Source organism: Kitasatospora sp. NPDC032757 (assembly GCF_055579305.1).
This window is the reverse complement of sequence record NZ_JBVINN010000007.1, coordinates 204,280-220,622: the sequence shown is the minus strand read 5'-3', so window position 1 is coordinate 220,622 and position 16,343 is coordinate 204,280. Positions and strand designations below refer to the sequence as shown.

General features: G+C 74.1%; 13 protein-coding genes. 8 read left to right on the top strand and 5 right to left on the bottom strand.

What is annotated here, in order from left to right:
* Positions 1–177 precede the first annotated feature (177 nt).
* The 5 genes from ACZ5WK_RS12980 to ACZ5WK_RS12960 all read right to left on the bottom strand — a co-directional run bounded on the left by ACZ5WK_RS12980 (position 178) and on the right by ACZ5WK_RS12960 (position 5,422).
* Complete coding sequence (locus tag ACZ5WK_RS12980; protein ID WP_465547401.1) at positions 178–1,689, bottom strand: MFS transporter; 1,512 nt, start codon at positions 1,687–1,689, stop codon at positions 178–180.
* 230 nt (positions 1,690–1,919) lie between these two features.
* Positions 1,920–2,597 (bottom strand): TetR/AcrR family transcriptional regulator, encoded by a 678-nt coding sequence (locus ACZ5WK_RS12975; protein ID WP_465547400.1) that lies wholly within the window; start codon positions 2,595–2,597, stop codon positions 1,920–1,922.
* 285 nt (positions 2,598–2,882) lie between these two features.
* The gene (locus ACZ5WK_RS12970; RefSeq protein ID WP_331741995.1) at positions 2,883–3,050 is read right to left on the bottom strand and encodes a Trm112 family protein; all 168 of its coding nucleotides are present in this window, start codon (positions 3,048–3,050) and stop codon (positions 2,883–2,885) included.
* Between the two features lie 93 nt (positions 3,051–3,143).
* Complete coding sequence (locus ACZ5WK_RS12965) at positions 3,144–4,646, bottom strand: class I adenylate-forming enzyme family protein (protein ID WP_465547399.1); 1,503 nt, start codon at positions 4,644–4,646, stop codon at positions 3,144–3,146.
* Between the two features lie 17 nt (positions 4,647–4,663).
* Complete coding sequence (locus ACZ5WK_RS12960; protein ID WP_465547398.1) at positions 4,664–5,422, bottom strand: class I SAM-dependent methyltransferase; 759 nt, start codon at positions 5,420–5,422, stop codon at positions 4,664–4,666.
* A gap of 229 nt (positions 5,423–5,651) precedes the next feature.
* Here ACZ5WK_RS12960 and ACZ5WK_RS12955 point away from each other — a divergent pair, with 229 nt between their 5' ends.
* The 8 genes from ACZ5WK_RS12955 to ACZ5WK_RS12920 all read left to right on the top strand — a co-directional run bounded on the left by ACZ5WK_RS12955 (position 5,652) and on the right by ACZ5WK_RS12920 (position 16,290).
* A complete protein-coding gene (locus ACZ5WK_RS12955; RefSeq protein WP_331742004.1) occupies positions 5,652–6,530 on the top strand; it encodes a DUF6039 family protein in 879 nt (292 codons plus the stop codon).
* Positions 6,531–7,766 carry a hydroxymethylglutaryl-CoA synthase family protein gene (locus ACZ5WK_RS12950; RefSeq protein ID WP_465547397.1) on the top strand — a complete coding sequence of 412 codons (1,236 nt, stop codon included), beginning with the start codon at positions 6,531–6,533 and terminating at the stop codon, positions 7,764–7,766. It abuts the gene before it with no gap.
* Positions 7,757–8,563 (top strand): enoyl-CoA hydratase-related protein, encoded by an 807-nt coding sequence (locus ACZ5WK_RS12945; RefSeq protein ID WP_465547396.1) that lies wholly within the window; start codon positions 7,757–7,759, stop codon positions 8,561–8,563. Before ACZ5WK_RS12950 ends, ACZ5WK_RS12945 begins: the two co-directional genes overlap by 10 nt.
* A gap of 153 nt (positions 8,564–8,716) precedes the next feature.
* Positions 8,717–11,185: an ACP S-malonyltransferase gene (gene fabD / locus ACZ5WK_RS12940; RefSeq protein WP_465547395.1), complete on the top strand. Its 2,469-nt coding sequence runs from the start codon at positions 8,717–8,719 to the stop codon at positions 11,183–11,185.
* Positions 11,186–11,273: 88 nt separating this feature from the next.
* A complete protein-coding gene (locus tag ACZ5WK_RS12935) occupies positions 11,274–12,251 on the top strand; it encodes a DUF6039 family protein (RefSeq protein WP_331742015.1) in 978 nt (325 codons plus the stop codon).
* 31 nt (positions 12,252–12,282) lie between these two features.
* Positions 12,283–14,160: an amino acid adenylation domain-containing protein gene (locus ACZ5WK_RS12930; protein ID WP_465547394.1), complete on the top strand. Its 1,878-nt coding sequence runs from the start codon at positions 12,283–12,285 to the stop codon at positions 14,158–14,160.
* Entirely contained in the window at positions 14,157–15,107 is a 951-nt protein-coding gene (locus ACZ5WK_RS12925; protein WP_465547393.1) for a chlorinating enzyme, read from the top strand. The genes ACZ5WK_RS12930 and ACZ5WK_RS12925 overlap by 4 nt, the downstream gene beginning before the upstream one ends.
* A complete protein-coding gene (locus tag ACZ5WK_RS12920; RefSeq protein WP_465547392.1) occupies positions 15,088–16,290 on the top strand; it encodes an alpha/beta fold hydrolase in 1,203 nt (400 codons plus the stop codon). The genes ACZ5WK_RS12925 and ACZ5WK_RS12920 overlap by 20 nt, the downstream gene beginning before the upstream one ends.
* Positions 16,291–16,343 lie beyond the last annotated feature (53 nt).

Here is a 16,343-nt window from a genome sequence, read left to right as displayed (position 1 = left end):
TCCCGGCCCCGCCACATCCGTTCTACCTCCCCCCCTTCCTTCCACTCCCCCCTCCCTTTTAAGGAGACGACCACCACCGAGGTGGGCACCCCCCCGGGCCGTCACCACGGCGGCACCCACCACCGAGGGCCTGTGAGGCGCGGCGGCGCTCACAGGCCCTCGGCGGTCGGGTGTGCGTCAGGCCTGCTCGGCCGCCTCCGGCGGGGCGATGTCCTTGAGGACCGCCTCGACGTGCCGCTTGCGCAGCAGGGCGGCGAACAGGATGGCGCCGGTGAGCAGCAGCAGCGCGCCGACGGCGAACGCGGCCCTGAACCCGGAGACCTGGGCGGCGAGTTGGGTCGCGGTGTCCGGCGAGTCGACGCCGTCGAGTTCGCCGGCGGTGCGGCGCACCGCGATGGCCGACAGCACGGCCAGGCCGATGGCGCCGCCGATCTCCTGCGTGGTCTGGTAGAGCCCGGAGGCCAGCCCGGCGTCCGCCTCGGGGACGCCGGAGGTGGCCAGCAGGGTGACCGGGACGAACGCGATGCCCAGGCCGACGGAGAGCATCAGCAGACCGGGCAGCAGGTCGCCGGCGTAGGAGCTGGAGGACTCGGGCAGCCGGGCCAGCAACAGCATGCCGCCCGCGCTGACGGTCAGGCCGGCGGTGCCGACCGGGACGGGCCCCAGCCGGGAGACGGTGGGCTGGGCCAGGCCGGCACCCAGCATCACACCGGTGGCGGCCGGCAGGAAGGCCAGTCCGGCCCGCAGCGGGCTGTAGTCGAGGATGCCCTGGAGGTAGAGCGAGGAGAAGAAGAACATCGAGAAGACGCCCGAGGTGAGCATCAGCAGCACGAGGTCGGCGACGGCCAGCGAGCGGATGCGGAAGATCCCGAACCGCACGATCGGCGACCGGCCGCGCAGCGAGACCACCGTGAAGATCGCGAGCAGGACCGCCGAGCCGGCGGCCGTCAGCAGGGTGCGGGTGGAGGTCCACCCCCACGACTCGCTGTTGCTCAGGACCAGCACGAGCAGCAGCAGGCCGCCGGTGACGGTCACCGCCCCGACCACGTCGACCGAGCGGTCGCCGTCCTCGTTCAGCCGGGAGTCGGGGATCAGCCGGGAGCCGATCAGGACGACGGCGCCGATCGGGATGTTGATGAAGAAGATCCAGTGCCAGGACAGCGAGGCGGTGAGCAGACCGCCGAGCAGCAGGCCGAGCGCGCCGCCCGCGGCCGCGATGGTGCCCCAGGCGCCGAGCGCCTTGGTGCGCAGCGAGGCGTCCTTGAAGGAGGTGTTGATGATGGAGAGTCCGGCGGGTGCGATCATCGCCCCGGCCAGGCCCTGGACGCCGCGGCCGGCGATCAGCAGGGTGGCGTCGGTGGCCAGGCCGTTCACCGCGGAGGAGACGGTGAACAGGACGACGCCGGCCAGCAGCAGCCGCTTGCGGCCGAAGAGGTCGCCGAGCCGGCCGTTGAGGATGAGGAAGCCGCCGAACATCAGGGCGTAGATGTTGACGACCCATTGGAGGTCGCCCTGGCTCATGTCGAGGCCGGATTTGATGGACGGCAGGGCGACGTTCACGATCGTGGCGTCCAGGACGACCATCAGGTCGGCCAGGCACAGGAACACGATGATCAGTGCGGGCCGTCCCGGTCCGAGCGATGCCGCGGCCGGGCTCGGGGGAGTGTCCTTCGCGGGTGAGGTGGTCACAAGCGCTCCTGACGGACAGCAGGTCGGTGGACCCGGCGGTGCCGGCTCGCCGGATCGTAGCACCTGAAGCGGACCACGTGGTCCGCTTCGTGCTGACACTGCCGCACCGGGCGCTCCCCGGCGGGGGCGGGCGGCGGTGCGGGCGGTGCGGGGCGGGCGGCGGTGCGGGTGGTGCGGACGGACCGGGTCACGCGGTGGCCCGGGTCGGGAGAGGGGTCAGGGGACGGGTTCTAGGGTGCGCCGAGTGCCTCGACGGCCCGGCGGTAGTCGGCCCTTGACGGGGCGCCGGTGCCGGCGCCGGCCGGTTCGGGTGCGCCGGGTGCGGGGGTCCGCAGGCCGGCGAAGACGACGTCGAGGTAGCGCTGCCAGAGGTCGGGCAGGGTGGCCAGCAGCGGTGCGGCGGCCTGCCGGATACCGCCGAGCAGCAGCAGGACGTCCACGGTGCTGATGTCCGCCCGGACCGCGCCGTCCTCCTGGGCCCGGCCCAGCAGGACGTCCACCGCGTCGGTCAGCTTCCCCTCGGCCGCCAGGACCTCGGGGTGGGCGTGCGGCGGCAGTGAGAGGGACTCGAAGAAGCCCCGGTCCGCGGCGAACAGCCGGGCGGCGGCCTGCATGAAGGAGTACAGGGCCGCTGCCGGGTCCGCCTCGGCGGCCAGGGCCTCGGCCAGCTCGGTGAGTTCGTCGAGGCGCTCGGCGGCGATCGCGGCGACCAGGTGGTCCTTGGTCGGGAAGCAGCGGAACACCGTGCCCTTGCCCAGGCCCGCCTCCCGGACGATCTGGGAGACGGGGACGCCGAGGCCCCCGGCGGCGAAGGAGCGGGCCGCGGCGTCGGTCAGCAGCCGCTGGTTGCGGACGGCGTCGGCACGCGAGCGCGCCGCCGGTGCGCCGGACGCGGGGGTTCTGGACATGGTGCGGGTACCTCCAGGCGGTGGTGTCGCGGCGGCGCCGTCCCGGCGCGGGAGCGGGGGCGCCGCCCCCGCCCGCGTCGGCCGGGCCGGTGCCGGCAGGCGCCCCGACGGAGTACAGCGGGCGCCCGGCCTTATGGTGCCCGACCGGGACGGGGCCCGACGACCTCACCCTGAGCGGCCGGGGCCGGCCGGTGCGGCCGGGAGGCCGGCGCGGTCACCGGCTCGGGCACGGGCCCGGTCGGGCCCGCCACGGGGCACGGGCCTCGCCGGGCACGGCGGCCGCCGCTACTGCCGGGGCTGGGGCGGCAGCAGGACGGGGACGCCGCCGACCACCGGGAAGGCGTGGGTGCACTCCAGGCAGGTCAGCGACCCGTGGTCGTCGTCGGCCCGCAGACCGGCGTCCGGGTGGTCGGGGCAGCCGAGGACGGCGAGCAGCGCGGGGTCGAGGGGCATCGGGATCTCCTCCTGGCGGGACGGTACGGTGCGGGGCGGGGCGGTGCGGGACGGTACGGGGTGGTCGGGGAGCGAGCGGCCGGACCGGGCCGGTCAGGCCGGCTGGCCGTAGCGGGCGCGAAGTTCGCGCTTGAGGACCTTGCCGAGGAAGCTGCGGGGCAGCTTGTCGGTGACGATGTAGCGGGCCGGGTGCTCGGCCTTGCCCAGCCGGGTCTCGGCGAACGCGCGGACGTCGTCGGGCCGGCCCTGGCCGGTCAGCACCAGGACGGCGGTGAGGGCCTGGCCGAGTTCCGGGTCGGGGAGGCCTATCACGGCCACCTCCCGGACGTCGGGGTGCTCGTACAGTTCGGCCTCGACGGCGATGCTGGATATCAGCGTCCCGCCGCTGCGCACCGCGTCGACCGAGCGGTCGAAGAAGGTCAGTTCGCCGTCCTCGTCGACGCGGCCGAGGTCGGTCATCCTGGTCCAGTCGCCGATGTTGAACCGCTGGTCGAGGTCGGTGTCGAGGTAGCGGCGCCTGGGTGCGGCGGTGCGCATCCAGATCTCGCCGACCTCGCCGGCCGGCAGCGGCTGCTGCTGCTCGTCGGTGATCCTCAGTTCGGTCCCGTGGGCGGGGCGGCCCATCGACAGCGGCCTCGCCGGGTCGAACAGGTTCAGGGTGACGGCGGGTGCGGCCTCCAGCGAGGTGTAGGCCATGGCGAGGGTCGCCCCGGGCAGCATGGCCAGCAGCTCACGGGCGACGGCCGGCGGGAAGGCGGAGGAGGCGGTGGTGACGGTGTGGATGCTGGACAGGTCGTGCCGCTCGTGGACGCGGGCGCGGACCAGGGCCAGGGCGGTGGCCGGTGTGATCATCATCGAGCCGGCCCGGTGACGGGCGACCGATTCGGCGATCCGCTCCGGGTCGTCGGGCGGGGCGACCAGTAGGACGCTGCGCGAGAGCAGCGACAGCGAGGCCGTGCCCTGGCTGGAGGAGGTGCCCAGCGGCATCGCGGCGAGCAGGTGGTCCGCGTGGCCGAGGGCGTCGATGGTCGGCTTGGCCCGCCCGAACATCATGTTGCCGTGCGGCACCGTGATGGCCTTGGCCCGCCCGGTGGTGCCCGAGGTGTAGAGGATGTCGGCGATGCCGTCGATGCGCGGCTGCTGGGCCGGCACGTCGTCGCGGCCGGTGTCGAGCTCCTTCAGGTCGGCCGTCCAGCCGGTGAAGCCGGCCGGCGGGGCCAGCGCGCTCCCGTGCACGATGCCGTTGACGCCGCACTCGGCCAGCCGGTGCGCGACCTCGTCGGCCGGCATCGTGTCGTTGAGGTGCAGCGCGGTCGCGCCGGCCCGCTGGGCGGCGTGGTAGGCGATGGAGTAGTCGATCCAGTCGAGCCCCCCGAAGTACAGGGCGATCCGGCGGCGGCGGGACTCCTCCAGGCGCAGCAGCCCGTGGGCGGCGGCGTCGGCCCGGCGGTTCCAGTCGCCGAAGGTGAGCGGGGCGCGGCCGTCGATGACGATCGCGACGCCGTCGGGATCGGTCGCCGCCCGTTCGCGCAGCACGTCGGTGAGGGTGAGGCCGGGCGTGCCGGCGGGCTGTCCGTCGGTGGTGGTGGATCCCATGTCAGCCCCCCGGCCGGTCAGTTCTTCTCGAGGACGGTCAGCGGCACGCGCCAGACCTGGTGGCGTTCGCGGTCCGGGTCGGGCAGTGCCCGCAGGGCCGCCACGACCGGGACGACCAGGCGCTGCCAGTCCTGCCCGTCGACGTCCTTGAGGTAGGACCAGACCCGGCCGGCGATGCTGTCCGCGTACTGGTTGGGCGTCAGGTCGATCTCGTACGGGTTGACCGACGCCTCCTGGAGCACCCGCAGCCCCACCTTGGCGGCGGCGTCCGCGAGCCGCTCCGGGGTGTCGGGCACCTGCGGCTTGAGGACGTTCAGCGGGGCCTCGGCCGCGACCAGGTCGTCGGGCTCGGCGACGGGGACGCCGTGCACGGTGACCAGGCGGCCGCCGGGGGCGAGCACCCGGGAGGTCTCGGCGAGCACGCGCTGCATGTCGTCCACCACGTGCAGCACGTGCACCATGATCACGTTGGGCAGCGAGCCGGAGGCGAACGGCAGGTGCGCGCCGCTGCCGACCACGACCCGCCCGTTCAGGCGGCTGTGCGCGCGGGCGGCCATCTGCGGCGCGACGTCCACGCCGAGCACGCTGTGGCCGAGCTCCGTCAGGCCGACGTCGACCAGGCCGGTGCCGAGGCCGATGTCGAGCACCGGGCCGGGGAGCAGGTGGGGGGAGAGGTCCGCGGCGGCCTTGCGCCCGCGCTCCAGGCCGCCGTGGTACGCGTCGTACTCGTCCGCGTCCTTGTCGAACCGCAGGGACTCGCTGGTGACAGAGGTCATGAAGGCGCACTCCAATCAGGGGGCCGTGAGCAGCCACAGCCCGCGTCGAGCCAAGAGGACCACGCGGTCCGCTTGTGCGGGAGTCTAGTCGATCTGCCGCCGCGAGGGGTTGCCCAACATTGAGCAGAGCCCCCTTTCCGGGCCCGGTTAGCGTGGCCGCACCGCGGAGCCGGGTGTGCGGACCGGCCACCGGCCCCATCCGCGGAACCGGGCAGAAAGGAATCCCCCCATGGCGTGGACCGATAGTGCGCCGGCCGCCGAACAGGTCGCCGAGCCGCCCGAGCAGCTCCTGCACACCGGGAATTCCGGGCTGATCATCCACCGGGTCGGACAGCTCACCTACGAATTCCGGACCGAGGGCCGCTCGTTCGCCCGGGATCTGCAGTTCTTCACCAACAAGGCCCTGCACCCGAACGCCACCACATTCGTCTACGAGGAACTCTTCGGCACCCAGGACCGGCTGCACTGGCTGATCCACATGCGGGCCCCCAACGACTACGGCCAGCTGCTGGAAATGGTCGACCACAACACGGAGTTCCAGGAGGTCGCCACCAACGACCGCCTCACCGAGCAGGGCGGCGGCAACTGGGAGCGGATGTTCGTCCAGGGCTCCTTCCAGGAGAAGGTGATCGTGCCCCAGCACGGCCTCACCCACGCCGGCCACGACGAGGACCTCGGCGGCCTCTTCGCCGTGCCGGCCCGCTACCAGAGCCGGCAGCCCGTCGAGCAGCAGCTGAACAGCGCCAACGCCGGCGTCATCGTCCACCGCGCCGGACAGGTCAAGTTCGAGTTCCGCAAGGACGGCCGCAACTTCGCCTTCGCCTGGCTCGACCGGATCAACGAGAAGCTCGCCGGCCACGCCACCGTCTTCCTCTACGAGGAGCAGTGGGGCACCCAGGACCGCATCCACTGGATGATCCACCTGCGCAGCCTCGACGACTACCGCCTGATCGTCGAACTGGAGCAGACCGACCCCGAGTTCCGCGAGATCCTGACCGGCCCGCGGATCCCGGCCGGCCGCGGCGGCGGCACCTGGGGCCGGATGTTCCTGGACGGCACCCTCCAGGAGACCGTCCTGGTCCCGCACCACGCGCCGGCGGCCGGCTAGATGGAGGTCGGCATCGAGGCGGTCAACGCCTACGTCGGCCGGGCCTCGCTCGACGTGCGGACCCTGTTCGAGGCCCGCGGGCTGGACGTGCGCCGCTTCGGCAACCTGATGATGCGCCAGAAGTCGGTCAACCTGCCCTGCGAGGACGCCGTCAGCAACGCCGTCAACGCCGCGAAGCCGCTCGTCGACGCCCTCACCCCGGCCGAACGGGACCGGATCGAACTGGTCGTCGTCGGCACCGAATCCGGCCTGGACTACGGCAAACCGCTGAGCACCTACGTCCACGACGCCCTCGGCCTGGGCCGCCGATGCCGCTCCTTCGAGACCAAACACGCCTGCTACGGCGGCACCGCGGCACTGCGCAGCGCCGCCTCGATCCTCGCCGTCGGCGCCGACCCCGACGCCAAGGCCCTGGTGATCGCCGCCGACGCGGCCTCCGCCGCCGCCCGCGACACCTACTGGGAGCCCTCCCAGGGGGCCGGCGCCGTGGCGATGATCGTCGGCGGCCGGCCGCGGATCCTGGCCCTCGACCCGGGAGCCAGCGGCTTCCACAGCTTCGAGGTGATGGACACCCTGCGCCCCCGCCCCGACCTGGAGGCCGGCAACTCCGACCTCTCCCTGCTCTCCTACCTGACCTGCCTCGAACAGAGCTACCGTCACTACGCCGAGCGCGTGGCCGGGGCGGACATCGTCACCACCTTCGACCGCCTCGTCCTGCACACACCCTTCGCCGGCATGGTCCGCGGCGCCCACCGCACCCTGCTGCGCACCCTCAAGGGGTACAGCGCCGCCAAGACCGAGGCCGACTTCGAGCAGCGCACCGCCCCCTCGCTCGACTACTGCACCCGGGTCGGCAACGTCTACTCCGCCGCGCTCTACCTCGCCCTGTGCTCGATGATCGACCACGACGGACCCCTCGCCGGGGCCCGCCGGGTCGGACTGTTCTCCTACGGATCGGGCTGCGCCTCGGAGTTCTACAGCGGCGTGGTGCCCGAGGGAGCCGGCGCACAGCTCGCCGCCCTGGGCATCGACGCGGCCATCGAGGACCGCTACCCGCTCTCGATGCCCGAGTACGAGACGATCGCCGACGGCGGCGCGCTGCGCATGGCCGGCGTCCGCGACCAGGCCTTCGACCCGGCCGACTACGGGCCCGTCTACGAGCAGGCCTTCGCCGGCCGGGGGCTCCTGGTCCTCGACGAGATCAGCGGATTCCACCGGAGGTACCGGTGGAGCTGACCACGCCCGCCACGGGCGGCCCGCGCACGCTGCGCCTGGAACGGGACCGCGGCCGGCTCACGGTCACGCTCACCAGGCCCGCCGAGCGCAACAGCATCACCCGCGAGCTGATCACCGAACTCGGGGCCGCCCTGGACCTCGCCGAAGAGGCCGAGGACTGCCGGGTGGTCGTCCTACGGGCCGAGGGCGACACCTTCTGCAGCGGCATGGACCTCTCCGGCGTCGCGGAGGCCGCCCGCCCGGACGCCGCGGACACCCGGCAGGGCGGGGACGACTACTTCGCGCTGCTGGAACGCCTCACCACGATCGGGCGGATCGTGGTGGCACAGGTGGACGGCCAGGCGGTCGGCGGCGGCGTCGGCCTGGCCGCGGCCAGCGACTTCGTGCACGCCACCGGCCGCAGCCGCTTCAGCCTCCCCGAGGCGCTGTGGGGGCTGCTGCCCTGCTCGGTCCTGCCGTTCCTGATCCGCCGGGTCGGCTTCCAGCGGGCGTACGCCATGTCGCTCGGCACCCTGCCGGTCACCGCGGCGGAGGCCGCGGCCCACGGGCTCGTGGACGAGCTCGCCGACGACCCGGCGCCGGCGCTGCGCCGGCTGCTCTTCCGTGCCTCCAAACTGCCTCCGGACACGGTGGCCGACCTCAAGAGCTACATGCGCCGGCTGTGGATCCTCGACGACGGCACCCAGCGGACGGCGGTCGACGAGTTCGTCCGGCTGATGACCACCGGCCAGGTCCGCGAGCGGATCGCCGGCTACACCGCCGGGACGGGCCCCGCCGCGCCGCTGCCGCCGCGCTGAACCCGGCCCCGGCGGGCGCGGCACGGCGCCGGTCCGAGGCTCTGCCCGTCCGAGGCTCTGCCCGTCCGGGGCTCTGCCCGTCCGGCGCCGCACCGGCCGGGTGCTCATGCGGCTCCAGCGACCCCGGCGGCTGCTGTGACCCCGACGGCCGCTGTGACCCCGACGACTCCGATCGACTCCGACGACGAGAGGACACCCGTGCGCGCCTGGATCTTCCCGGGACAGGGATCGCACCGGCGGGGCATGGGCGCCGGGCTCATCGAGCGCTTCCCGCAGCTGCTGGCGACGGCCGACACCGTCCTGGGCTTCCCGCTCGCACCGCTCCTCCTGGACGACCCGGACCAGCGGCTGACCGACACCCGCTACGCCCAGCCGGCGCTCTTCACGGTGGAGGCGCTCACCGTGCTGGCCGCCCGCGCCGACGGCGAGCCCGGGCCCGACGTCCTGGCCGGCCACAGCCTGGGCGAGTACGCGGCGCTGTTCGCGGCCGGCTGCTTCGACTTCGAGACCGGGCTGCGCCTGGTCAAACGGCGTGGCGAGCTGATGGCCGGCGCCGCGGAGGGTGCCACGGGCGGTGGTGCGGCGGGTGTTGCGGACGGTTCCGCGGGCGGGCGGGAGGACGCGGGGATGCTCGCCGTCGTCGGCCTGCCCGCCGAGCAGCTGGCCGAGGCCCTGGCCCGGTACGGCGCCACCGCGGTGGACATCGCCAACCACAACGCGCGCACCCAGCTGGTCCTCTCCGGCCCGGCCGCCGAGCTGAGCGCGGTGGCCGCCCGGCTGCGCGAGGACAAGGCCGCCAGGACGGTGCCGCTGGCCGTCCGCACGGCCTTCCACTCGCGGTACATGCGCGACGCCGCCACCGCGTTCGCCGCCCACCTGGCCGGCTTCACGCTGCGCCCGCCCGCCGTGCCGGTGATCGCCAACGTCACCGCCGCCCCGTACGGCAGCGACGTGGCCGCGCTGCTGGCCCGTCAGATCGCCGAACCCGTCCACTGGGCGCAGAGCATGGCGCGGCTGATCGACCTCGGAGTGCGGGAGGCGCGCGAGTGCGGGCCGGGCACGGTGCTGACCGGGCTCTGGCAGACGGCCCTGAAGGACCGCGGGGCCACCGCGACGCGGCCGCCGGAACCCGCGCCCCCCGCCGGCCCGCGGTCCGCCCGCCCGGCGCCCGCCGGCCCGCGGTCCGCCCGCCCGGCGCCCGCCGGCCCGCGGTCCGCCCGCCCGGCGCCCGCCGGCCCGCAACCGGCCCCGGCCCGGGTGGAGTTCCGGCCGGAGAGCCTGGGCAGCGCCGAGTTCCGCGCGGACCACCGCGTGCGGGCCGCCTACCTGGCGGGCTCGATGTACAAGGGCATCTCCTCGGCCGACCTGGTGCTGCGAATGGGCCGGGCCGGCCTGCTGGGCTTCCTCGGCACCGGCGGCCTGGGCCTCGACCGGATCGAGCGGGATCTCGCCCGGATCGCCCGGGAGCTGGGCCCCGACCGCCCGTACGGCGCCAACCTGCTGCACACGCCCGCCGACCAGGCCAGGGAGTGGGCGCTGGCCGGGCTCCTCGTGCGCTCCAGGGTGCGCTGTGTGGAGGCGGCCGGCTTCACCCGGATCACCCCCGCGCTGGTCCGGGCCCGGTTCAGCGGAGCCGGCCGCGACGCCGCTGGCCGGCCCCGGGCCGGTCGCCACGTCGTGGCCAAGGTCTCCCGGCCGGAGGTCGCCCAGGCCTTCCTGGCGCCGCCGCCCGCCGCGCTGGTCGGCCGGCTGCTGGCCGAGGGCGCCCTCACCGAGCCGGAGGCGCAGATCGCCCGGGAGCTGCCGGTCAGCGGAGACCTCTGCGTGGAGTCCGACTCCGGGGGCCACACCGACGGCGCCGTGGCGCTGGCCCTGCTGCCCACCGTCGCCCGGCTGCGGGACCGGGCGGGCGCCGAGTACGGCTACCACCGGCGGGTGCGGGTCGGGGCGGCCGGCGGGCTGGGCACCCCCGAGGCGGTGGCGGCGGTGTTCCTGATGGGCGCCGACTTCGTCCTGACCGGCTCCGTCAACCAGTGCACCCCCGAGGCGGGCACCGCGGACGCGGTCAAGGACATGCTGGCCGGGCTGGACGTCCAGGACACCGCCTACGCGCCGGCCGGCGACATGTTCGAACTGGGCGCGCGGGTCCAGGTGGTCCGCAAGGGCACGCTGTTCCCGGCCCGGGCGAACAAGCTCTACCAGCTCTACCGGCAGCACGACGGCCTGGACGGTCTGGACGCCGCGACCCTGCGCTCGCTGGAGGAACAGTGCTTCGGCCGCCCGGTCGAGGAGGTCTGGCGGGAGACCGAGGCGCACCTCGCCCGCACCGCTCCCGAGGAGCTGGCCCGGGCCGCCCGCAGCTCCCGCCACCGGATGGCGCTGGTCTTCCGCTGGTACTTCGTCCACTCGACCAGGCTGGCCCTGCACGGCACCCCCGACCAGCAGGTCAACTACCAGATCCACTGCGGCCCGGCGATGGGCGCGTTCAACCAGCTCGTCGCCGGCACCGAGCTGGCCGACTGGCGCCGGCGCCATGTGGACGTCATCGCCGGCCACCTGATGACGGGCGCCGCCGCGGTGCTGGCCGACCGGACGGACGAACTCCGGCGTGCGCAATTGTGAGCAGGAAATCGGCACCCCGCTGAATAGTCTCTGACAGGCGAATTCCAGAATGCTCGGGAATTCGCTCGCATTCGATCAGGAGGGCCCCATGTCGACATCGGAGACCGGAGCACCGGAATCCATTGGAAACGCCCGGGCGGCCGTGCCGCCGGCCGGCGGCCAGACCGTTCTGGCGCCGGAGCACATCCTGCACTCCGGGAACTCCGGAATGATCGTCGAACGCACCGCCCAGGTACGCGGCGAATTCCACTCGGAATCCCGTGAGTTCGCCCGGGAACTCGCCGAGTACATCAACACCACCCAGCAGGGCGTGGCGAGCGTCTTCGTCTACGAGGAGACGTTCGGCACCAAGGACCTCGTGCACTGGCTGATCCACCTGAAGTCGATGGACAGCTACGAGACGCTGGTCCGCATGGGCAGCCAGGACGAGGGCTACCGCAACCTCTTCGGCAAGATCAGGATCGGCGAGGAGAAGGGCGGTGGCAGCTGGGCCCGTATGTTCGTCGACGGCACCCTGCGCGAGGCGGTCCTGCTGCCGCAGTTCTGGGGCATGTACGGCACCGCGGTGGACGGCACCCTGGAACGCCAGAGCTCCGTCTTCAAGGACACCGGCACCGCCGTCGTGCTCCCGTCGGCCCGTCACCAGACCGGCCAGGGCGACGACCAGCTGCTGCACTCCGCCAACGCCGGGCTCCTCATCCACCGCACCGCCCAGATCGAGTACGACTACCGCTCCGAGGCCCGCCAGTTCGCCCGCGAGGCCGCGGCCGCGATCAACGACAACCTGGCCGGCGAAGCCACCGTCCTCCTGTACGAGGAGGCCTTCGGCCCGGCGGACCGCATCCACTGGCTGATCCACCTGCGCTCGCTGGGCACCTACCAGCGCCTGCTCCAGCTGCACGTCCAGAACGAGAGCGTCCGGGAGATCTTCTTCCGGGAGCGGGCACCCGAGAAGGGCGCCGGCGGCACGTGGGCCCGGATGTTCGTCCAGGGCACCATGCAGGACGTCGCCCTGACGCCGCACCACTGGGGCCTGTACGCCACCCAGTACCCGTCCGCGGGCTGACCCGCCCGCCGAGGACCAGGAGGTGTCGGCCATGAGCGGCCGGACGCTGCACGAGATCTTCCAAGACCGGGCCCGCGAAGCGCCCGACCGGATCGCCGTCACCGCGGCCTCCGGGCAGCTGACCTACGGCGAACTCGACGCCCGCGCCGAGGAGCTGGCGGCCCGTCTGGCGGCGCGCGGAGTCGGCTCCGGCGCGCTCGTCGGGCTCGCCGCCCACCGCGGCGCCGACCTGGTGGTCGGCCTGCTCGGCATCCTCAAGGCCGGCGGGGCCTACGTCCCGCTCGACCCCGACTACCCCGAGGCCCGGCTGCTCCACCTCGTCACCGACACCGGCGTCGAGGTGGTGGCGGCCACCGGCCAGGCGGCCAAGGCTCTGCCGGACGCGCTGACCGCCCAGGTCGTGCCGATCACCGCCGAGGCCCCGCCGGCCGGCACCGGAGCGCGCGAGCGCACCCCGGTGGCCGACCGGGACCTCGCCTACGTGATCCACACCTCCGGATCGACCGGCCTGCCCAAGGGCGTCCTGGTCGAACACCGCCAGGTGGTCCGCCTGTTCGACACCACCCGGGACTGGTTCGGCTTCGGGCCCGACGACGTCTGGACGCTCTTCCACTCCGCCAGCTTCGACTTCTCCGTCTGGGAACTCTGGGGCGCCCTGCTGCACGGGGGCCGGCTGGTCGTGGTCGACAAGGACGTCACCCGCCGGCCCGCCGAGCTGCACGCACTGCTGCGCGCCGAGCGGGTCACCGTGCTCAACCAGACCCCCTCCGCCTTCCGCCAGCTCGCCGCCGCCGACGCCGAGGCGCCGGGGCCGGACGCCCTCGCGCTGCGCCTGGTCGTCCTCGGCGGGGAGCGCCTGGACGTGCGCGACCTGGCCGGCTGGCTGGAGCGGCACGGGGACGCGTCGCCCCGGCTGGTCAACATGTACGGCATCACCGAGACCTGCGTGCACGCCAGTTACCGGCCGATCACCGCGGCCGACCTGGCCACGCCCGAGCACAGCCCGATCGGCGTGCCCCTGCCCGACCTGGACTTCGTCCTGGCCGGCCCGGACGGCGCCCCGGTGCCCGACGGCACCCCCGGCGAGATCCTGATCGCCGGCGCCGGTGTCACCCGCGGCTACTTGAACCGCCCGGAGCTGACCGCCGAGCGCTTCACCACGGAGTCCTTCGGCGGCGGGCCCGTCGCCCGGCACTACCACTCGGGGGACCTCGCCGTGCGCGCCCCCGACGGGCAGCTGCGCTACCTCGGCCGGATCGACGACCAGCTCAAGGTCCGGGGCTTCCGGATCGAACCGCGCGAGATCGAGCACCGGCTGCTCGGCCACCCCCTGGTGCGCGCGGCCGTCGTCCTCGCGCACGACGTCGACGGCGACGTCCGGCTGGCCGCGTTCGTGGTGCCCGAGCCCCGCCGCACCGCCGACCCGGCCGTCGACCCGGCCGCGCTGCCGGACGACCTCGCCGGGCACGCCGCCGCCGGCCTGCCCGCCCACCTGCGGCCCGCGCTCTACCGGGTGGTCGACGAGCTCCCGCTCACCCCGCAGGGCAAGACCGACCGGGACGCGCTGCGCGGGCTCCTCGACACCGCGCCCGCCGCCCTCCCGGACCAGGACGCCCCCGGCGGGCCGACCGTCCTGGACGCCGTGACCACGATCGTTCACGAAGTCCTGCGCGGCTCCCGCCCGCCCGCCCCCGAGGCCGACCTGTTCGACACCGGGGCCACCTCGCTCGCGTTCACCCGCATCCTCGCCCAGCTGAACCGGCGCTTCGCACTGCGCCTGACCGGCGCCGAGCTGGACGGCGAGGCGAGCATCGCCCGGCTGGCCGCCGCCGTGGCCCAGCAGACCGGCCGCCACCCCGGGCAGAACGCCGGCGGCGACCACGACAACCCCGTGAAGGAGCAGGCATGACCCGGGCAGCAGACGGCCGCGCGTTCGCGCTGTCGGCCGAGGAGCTGGAGAGCTTCCGCACCAACGGCTTCTTCGGGCCTTTCAAGGTCTACGAGCCGGAGGAGATGACCGCCCAGTGGCGGCGCGAGCGGCTGGCGCTGATGGACCGCTCGATGGCCGTCTACGGCGACGAGGCCTCCTCCTCCGGCAACACCAACATCTCCAACTACGACCGCCACCTGGACTCGCCGTTCCTGGCCGACCACATCGGCCGGGCCGAGATCGTGGACCGCGTGGTCGGCGCCCTGGGCCCGGACGTGCTCTGCTGGCGCACCGAGTTCTTCCCCAAGTACCCCGGCGACGAGGGCACCGACTGGCACCAGGCGGACACCTTCGCCAACGCCTCCGGCAAGCCGCAGATCCTGTGGCCGCCGGAGTTCAAGGAGTTCGGCGGCACCATCACGGTCTGGACCGCCTTCACCGAGGCCACCGTCGACAACGGCTGCCTGCAGTTCATCCCCGGCTCGCACGAGCAGATGAACTACGACGAGGCCAAGAAGATGCACTACGACCCGGACCGGATCAACCAGCAGGACAAGGACGGCGTGCGGCGCGGCTTCTTCGGCTACGACTACCGCGAGCTGCGCAAGGACGAGAACTTCGTCCCGGACGAGACCAAGGCCGTCTCGATGGTGATGAAGCCGGGCGAGGCGATCATGTTCTGGTCCACCCTGATGCACGCCTCGCACCCCAACGACGGCCCGGAACAGCGGATGCGGATGGGCTTCGCCTCCCGCTACGTCCCCACCTCGGTGCGGGTCTACCCGGGCACCGAGGTGATCGAGGAGTACGGCGGCCAGGTCTCGCTTGACCGCTACGGCGCCGTCCTGGTGGCCGGCCAGGACGTCCACGGGCACAACCGGCTGACGGACCGTACCACCCGGGGCCATGTCTTCCCGGTCTGCTGACGCCGGCGCCGGAGCGGGCCCCGCGCCCGCTCCGGCGGCCCGGCTCGCCGAGGCCGTGCTGTCGCTGCGCCCGCTGCTCGACGTGCTGGCACCGGTGACCGTCCCGGCCGGGCCCCGCGCCCGGTCGCTCGGCCCGCTGCTGGCGGCCGTCACCCGCCGCCTCGGCGCCCCGCCCGTCGCGGTGGCCGCCGAGACGGCGGAGACGGACACCTTCGCCCGGGTGGTCGCCGCCCGGCTGGACCTCGCGGGCCTGGCGGTCACCGCGGACGGCACGGCCGACCCCACGGCCGACCCCACGGCCGACGCCGTCGTCGACGCGGCGGTCGACGAGGTCGTCGCGGCCGACTTCGAGGGGTTCTGCACCCGGCTGGACGCCACGGCGCCCGACGGCGTGCCGCTGCGGGTGCTCACCGCGGGCCGGCCCTCCGAGCGGGCCGTGGTGCTGGCCCTGGCCCCCGGGATGCCCGCCCGGCTGGCCGAGCGGTGGATCCGCGAACTCGCCCGCACCCACTACGTGGTGACCTGGGAGAGCCGCGGCCTCTTCGCCGGCCAGGACGGCCCGGCACCGCCCGGCTACGACGTCACCGCCCAGGCCGGCGACCTGCTGGCCGCCCTCGACCGCGCGGGCGCCGTCCGCGCACACGTGGTCGGCCTGTGCGGCGGCGCCGTGGCGGCGGTCACCGCCGCCGCGCTGGACCCGGCGCGGATCACCTCGCTCAGCCTCTGGCACGGTGACCTCCACCTCGGCCCGGACAGCCCCCGGACGGACCACCAGCGCAACCTGCACGCCCTGCTGGAGATGGCCTGCGAGGACCAGGACCTGGCCGGGACGATCCACGCCACCCTCTGCCGCTCGATCGGCGACAGCGTTCCGGCCGACCTCGCCCACCTGGTGCTCTACCCGTACGCGACGGTCGAACTGTTCGGCCGCTACTGCGCGTTGAACAACGCGGTGATGGGCACGGACCTGCGCCCGCACCTCGCCCGGGTGAGCGCGCCCGCGCTCGTGGTGACCAGCGCGGACGACGACACCGCCCACCCCGGCGCGTCCGCCCTGGTCGCCGCCGCGCTGCCGGGCTCGGTGAGCGTGGTGCGGCCGCACGGCGACCACCTCTCGCTGTTCCGCGGCGAACCCGCGCTCTTCGAGACGCTGGACGCCTTCCTCGCCGAGCACCCGATCTGACGCCCCGCCTGTTCTGCGCCCGCCCCGCCCCGTGTCTGCCCCGCGCGTGCTCT

What these genes read in the sequence shown, in the direction of transcription:
- ACZ5WK_RS12965 (WP_465547399.1), bottom strand. Translation starts at nt 4,646, where the DNA reads ATGGGATCCACCACCACCGACGGACAGCCCGCCGGCACGCCCGGCCTC.
- ACZ5WK_RS12920 (WP_465547392.1), top strand. Translation starts at nt 15,088, where the DNA reads ATGTCTTCCCGGTCTGCTGACGCCGGCGCCGGAGCGGGCCCCGCGCCC.
- ACZ5WK_RS12930 (WP_465547394.1), top strand. Translation starts at nt 12,283, where the DNA reads ATGAGCGGCCGGACGCTGCACGAGATCTTCCAAGACCGGGCCCGCGAA.
- ACZ5WK_RS12955 (WP_331742004.1), top strand. Translation starts at nt 5,652, where the DNA reads ATGGCGTGGACCGATAGTGCGCCGGCCGCCGAACAGGTCGCCGAGCCG.
- ACZ5WK_RS12970 (WP_331741995.1), bottom strand. Translation starts at nt 3,050, where the DNA reads ATGCCCCTCGACCCCGCGCTGCTCGCCGTCCTCGGCTGCCCCGACCAC.
- ACZ5WK_RS12935 (WP_331742015.1), top strand. Translation starts at nt 11,274, where the DNA reads ATGTCGACATCGGAGACCGGAGCACCGGAATCCATTGGAAACGCCCGG.
- ACZ5WK_RS12950 (WP_465547397.1), top strand. Translation starts at nt 6,531, where the DNA reads ATGGAGGTCGGCATCGAGGCGGTCAACGCCTACGTCGGCCGGGCCTCG.
- ACZ5WK_RS12975 (WP_465547400.1), bottom strand. Translation starts at nt 2,597, where the DNA reads ATGTCCAGAACCCCCGCGTCCGGCGCACCGGCGGCGCGCTCGCGTGCC.
- ACZ5WK_RS12925 (WP_465547393.1), top strand. Translation starts at nt 14,157, where the DNA reads ATGACCCGGGCAGCAGACGGCCGCGCGTTCGCGCTGTCGGCCGAGGAG.
- ACZ5WK_RS12960 (WP_465547398.1), bottom strand. Translation starts at nt 5,422, where the DNA reads ATGACCTCTGTCACCAGCGAGTCCCTGCGGTTCGACAAGGACGCGGAC.